Here is a 5,172-nt window from a genome sequence, read left to right on the forward strand (position 1 = left end):
CACGACGCGGTGCCGCGGTCGTCATTGCGCCCGGCCACGAGACAGCCAGCCTGTCGAAAGCCCAGAAGACGTTCAATACGCTCGTCCAGCAGATCGAAACGCGGCGCGAACGCCTCGGCGCATGGGACGCCGTGACGCCGGCCTTCCAGAAGAAATTCGTCGACGGGCTGCTGCCGCTCGAGCAAGCGGCGACGGCGTTGCGGATCAGCCTGCTCAACCGGCTCGACGACGCGTTCCTGCAAAAGGGCTTGAGCAAGGCCGAGCAGCGCACGCTGTCCGACGTGATCGTGAACATGGCGCGCGACCTGCTCGACGTCAGCGACGACGCGCAGTTGAAGATCATCTACAACCGGCACCGCGCATCCGGCGACGACGACCGTACGGCAGCCGATCGCGCACGGCCGAAGCAGGCACCGGAGCCTGCGCCCGCCCCCGCACCGGAAGACGATCTCGACACGCTGTCGCCCGACGAACTCGCCGAGCGCATGCAAGCCGAGCTGGACGAACAGTTCAGGCGCGACATGGCCGAGCACGAGGCCCGCGAGGCGCAGCGCGCGAAACGCAAGAAAGCGCCCCGGCAATCGGCGGCGCAAGCGAGGCGCGAAGCCGAGCAGGCCGAATCGAGCAAGTCGATTCGCGACGTCTATCGCAAGCTCGCGAGCGTGCTGCATCCCGATCGCGAAACCGATCCGAAGGAACAGGAACGCAAGACCGTGCTGATGCAGCGGGTCAACCACGCGTATGCGAAAGGCAACCTGCTGCAACTGCTGGAACTGCAGCTGGAGATCGAGCAGATCGACCGGCGCGCGATCGACGGCCTCGGCGAAGACCGGCTGATGCGCTACAACGGCATCCTGGAGGAACAGGTGCGCGAGCTGGACCAGGAGATCCGGCACGTCGAAACCCACTTCCGCCGAACCTACGGCATCGCATCGTCCGTCAAGATCGCGCCCGATACGGTCATGCGGATACTGACGCGCGACATTGCCGGCATGCAGCGCAGCAATCAGGACCTGACCATCGCGGTGCGCGAATTCGACGACCCGGACAACGTCAGGGAATGGCTGAAGGAGATGAAGCGCCGGCCGGCATCGTCCCGCTTCGACGACGATTCGTACTGAACGCGCACGCCCGGCGCAACGTCGGCGCAGAGCAGCGCACCGCACCGCGCCTCCGTCACCCGTTCACGCCCGGTGCCCCGAGATCGGCCCCGCTTCGCCGGTCAGGTTGAACACGCTGTCGATCCACGCGAGAAACGTCGAGAACGTGAAATCCGACCACTGCTGCGTGCGGAACGCCTTCATCACCGGCGTCTCGGCCGGGTCCTGCTGGTTCAGCAGGTTGTCGACGAACGTGCCGATATCCGCGTCGGCGCCGTTCTCGTGGATCCCCGACCCGGTGAAGCTGACCGCCGTCACCTGATGGTTGGCGATGAAGTCGTTGCGCGCCCACGGCATGAAATAGCCGAAGTTCGGCAGCGGGTTCAGCGTCTGCTTCAGCCCGTCCAGCTCCTTCCCGAACATCGCGAGCGACAGCGCATCCTTCGTCGCGTCGTCCGGCGCCGCGATCACGGCCGGCACGAACGCGCGATAGTGATACGCGGCGATGATCTTGTCGCGCTGGTAGCTGGAAAAACCGAAGCGATCATGCGGAAAGGTCGCCGACAGCGCCGCGTACGCGCTCCCCATGTTGCCGGGGTCGAACCGGCTGGTCAGGCGGCTGTTCACGGTGATCATCCCGTCGGGGCCCGTCATCCCCCACTCGGTGCGCACGCGGTCGTACAGGCCGACCGACGGATGCGTGGCCGCGTCCGCATCGAACGGCGTGTTGAACACCGTGCCGGCGTCGTCGAGCAGCGAACTGTGCGCCTGCGGCTGCAGCGTGTTGCGCAGCGTCGCGTAGTTCGCGAGCGTGCCGTAGCCGCCCGCGCTCATCCCGTACACGAGCAGCCGGTTCGGCTTGCCGAAGCCGTGCGACGTCAGCCACTGCGCGACGGCCTGGATGTTCTTCAGCCCGCTGTAGTGCTGCAGGCGCCAGTCGCCGGACGGCGACGTGTAGTTGCGCACCGCGCTGCCCATGTGGATATCTCCGGTGCAATAGGGCACGAAAACCTGTGTCCATTGCTGCGTTTCGACCTTCGGCTCGCCGACGAGAATGTGCGCGAGATCCATGCGCGTCAGCAGCGGCGACAGGAACGACGACAGCAGGCTCTCGTTCGCGGTGCCGTTCATGTAGTTGTGCGGGATGCCGTCCGGGTTGAAGCCGCCGAGGCCGGCCTCGGCACCGGTCGACGTCTGCGTGCAGGTGCCGTAGTCCCAGCACGCGCCGCCCGGCTCCATCATGTACAGCAGGTTGTCCGACTGCGCGCGATTGATGTAGAAGCGCATCGGCGTGCCGTTGCCGCACGATGCACCGGTGCTCTCGGGCAACGTCACTTCGTACCACGAATAATAAGGAACCGACGGATCCGGCATCGTCGTATCGGCCGCGTGACCGTTCAGTGCCGCGCAACCGAGCAGCGCGGCAACGGCCGCGCGCAGCAGGCATCGTGCTGTGGACATCTCCCCTCCTTGTCGATGGACATGACGCGGCCGCCGGGCGCCGCCCCGGCCGCGCGGATTCGGCGCTCAGTGCACGCCGGACGGTGAAGCGCCGTCGAACAGCTGGACGCGCAACGCCTGCAGGCGTTGCGCGATGACGGCTTGCTGCTGGTCGGGATCGGGAATGCTCGCCTGAACCTGCCGGACGACGTCGCGGCTCTGCTGTTCGTACGAGAGATAGCGCGGGTCCTGCGCCGGCGACGGGCCGACCGTCCGCTGCGCATAGGTGTCCCATTGCGCGCGCATCGACCGGATCGCCGCACTGCGCGTCGCGGGGTCGGCCTCGGTGTCGGTCAGCAGCGCCGCGCTCAGCGCTTCGGCCTGCACGGGCACGATCTCGTTGCGCGCGACGTGGTCGGGAAGTTCGTCGAGAATCCGGCGCGCGAGCGCGTCGCGCTCGGTTGGCGGCAGGCTGTTGCGGCGATCGCCGTAAGCGGCGACCTCGTCGCGGAAGCGCGCGAATGCGACGACGCGCTTCACTTCCGCGTCCGCATCGGGGCGCCCGGCAAGGCTGCGGCGCAGCGCGTCGACGTCGAGCCGTCGCTCCTCGGGGCCCGGTGTCGCGGCGCCGACGCCGGTACCGAACGTATCGGCCGCGCCGGACCGCGTGCCCGCCGTCGCGACCGGCGTGCCGGACGACGCGGCTTGCGCCGGTGTCGCCGCTTCGTATCGCCAGATCGCGACGGCGGCCACGCCGATCGCCGCGATCGCGCCCGTGCGCCGCCAGAGTGCCCTGTTCTTCTTCACGTCGCCTCCTCGTCACGTCATGCCGTTCTTCGCCGGTGCATCCGCGAGTAGGTTCTAGGTCGAATCCGGCATGCAGTCAAAAGCGGCACTAGAACGCGGGCACTAAACCTGCGCGCAGCGGCGATGGCCGGCAAGACGTTTGAAACGCATTTCGTTGTCGCATCGGCACGCGCGTGATGTCGAGCGTCGTGCCCGTCCGGCGGTGGTTCGCGCCGGCACGCGCGATGTGCGCCGCGACACCAAGCAAGCAACGATCCACCTTCACGGGGCGCGACGCTCACGCGTGCGTGTGGCCGATACGGATGGCCGGATAAGACCCGTCGAACGACCCGCTGAGCGCTTGGTCGTCATTTTGGCCGGCCCTATGCTGGTTTCCGACACGCGCCGAACGGTCGGCGCGGCACACACCCCACCCAGCCGAGCCCGCTCCATGAGCCGTGCAGACCTTCCGCATCGCGCACCCGCCGCCGTCCACGACTATCCGACCTACCGCGACGCGCTCGCGGGCTGCCGCCTTCCCGCCGCATTCGTCGATCTCGACTGCCTCGACGCGAACCTCGCCGACCTGAAGCGCCGCTCGCGCGGCCTGCCGATCCGGCTCGCGACGAAATCGGTACGTTCGCGCGAACTGATCGGCGCGGTGCTCGCCGCCGGCCCGTTCATGCAGGGGCTGCTGTGCTATTCGGCCGCGGAAGCCGCGTGGCTTGCGGACAGCGGGTTCGACGACATCGTCGTCGCTTATCCAACCGTCGAAGCCGACGACCTTCGCGCGGTGGCCGCGCAGCTCGGGCGGGGCCGCTCGATCACGCTGATGGTCGACGATGCCGCCCAGATCGACGCGATCGACGGCCTCGCACGCGCGGAAAGCGTGACGATCCCGCTCGCGATCGATCTCGACATGTCGTCCGCGTATCCGGGCCTGTATTTCGGCATGTACCGCTCGCCGGTGCGCGACGTGGCCGCTGCACTCGCCCTCGCGAACCGCATCGGCGAGCGGCAGCACGTGCGGCTCGACGGGCTGATGGGTTACGAAGGACAGATCGCCGGCGTGGCCGACACGGAGCCGGGCAGCGGCGCGCGCAACGCGCTGGTGCGCCACCTGAAGCGCCGCTCGGCGCGCGAGATCAACGCGCGCCGCCACGCGGCCGTGCAGGCGCTCGCGGCGGCGGGCCACACGTTGCGCTTCGTGAACGGCGGCGGCACCGGCAGCTTCGAAAGCACGCTGGGCGACGCATCGGTCACCGAGCTCGCCGCCGGCTCCGGCCTCTACGCGCCGGCGCTGTTCGATCACTATGCGGCGTTTCATGCGCAACCCGCCGCCGGCTTCGCGCTGCCGGTCGTGCGGATTCCGCAGCCGGGCATCGTGACCTGCTCGGGCGGCGGCTATATCGCGTCGGGCCCGGCCGGCAAGAGCCGGCTGCCCCGCCCGTGGCTGCCGGCCGGCTGCACGCTGATCGACAACGAAGGCGCGGGCGAGGTGCAGACGCCCGTGCGCGTGCCGCGCGGCGTCGCACCGGCGATCGGCGATCCGATCCTGTTCCGTCACGCGAAGGCTGGCGAACTGTGCGAACGCTTCAACACGCTGCTGCTGATCCGCGGCGGCCGCGTGGTCGGCGAGGCGCCCACCTATCGCGGCGAAGGCAAGAGCTTTTTCTAGCGGGCCGCGCGGCCCGTCGCTCAGACCGTTCAACTCATTCGATCGACAACCACGGAGACAATGCCATGTGGCGTAACTGGTCGGGATATGTCTGCAGTCCTGATGCAACCGTGTCGACGCCCGCGTCGCACGCCGCGCTCGCGGCGGTGCTGCGCGACGCGGCGGCAG

4 protein-coding genes are annotated in these 5,172 nt (G+C 68.5%); 2 read left to right on the top strand and 2 right to left on the bottom strand.

What is annotated here, in order from left to right:
- Nucleotides 1-1,121 (top strand): J domain-containing protein (locus DPV74_RS38800; RefSeq protein WP_162923272.1); only part of this gene is annotated, 1,121 nt, incomplete at its 5' end.
- 63 nt (nucleotides 1,122-1,184) lie between these two features.
- On the opposite strand, the gene DPV74_RS38805 is transcribed toward DPV74_RS38800, so the two are convergent.
- Together DPV74_RS38805 and plcR are read right to left on the bottom strand one after the other, a co-directional pair.
- Nucleotides 1,185-2,561 (bottom strand): pectin acetylesterase-family hydrolase, encoded by a 1,377-nt coding sequence (locus DPV74_RS38805; protein WP_119339111.1) that lies wholly within the window; start codon nucleotides 2,559-2,561, stop codon nucleotides 1,185-1,187.
- A 66-nt stretch (nucleotides 2,562-2,627) separates the two neighbouring features.
- Nucleotides 2,628-3,347, bottom strand: a complete 720-nt coding sequence (gene plcR, locus DPV74_RS38810) for a phospholipase C accessory protein PlcR (protein WP_119339112.1) — start codon at nucleotides 3,345-3,347, stop codon at nucleotides 2,628-2,630.
- Nucleotides 3,348-3,777: 430 nt separating this feature from the next.
- On the opposite strand from plcR, the gene DPV74_RS38815 reads away from it, so the two are divergent.
- Nucleotides 3,778-5,004: an amino acid deaminase/aldolase gene (locus tag DPV74_RS38815; RefSeq protein WP_119339113.1), complete on the top strand. Its 1,227-nt coding sequence runs from the start codon at nucleotides 3,778-3,780 to the stop codon at nucleotides 5,002-5,004.
- The last annotated feature ends 168 nt before the right edge of the window (nucleotides 5,005-5,172 follow it).

The sequence above is a fragment of the Burkholderia sp. HAN2018 genome (assembly GCF_024704855.1).
GTDB lineage: Bacteria > Pseudomonadota > Gammaproteobacteria > Burkholderiales > Burkholderiaceae > Burkholderia > Burkholderia cepacia.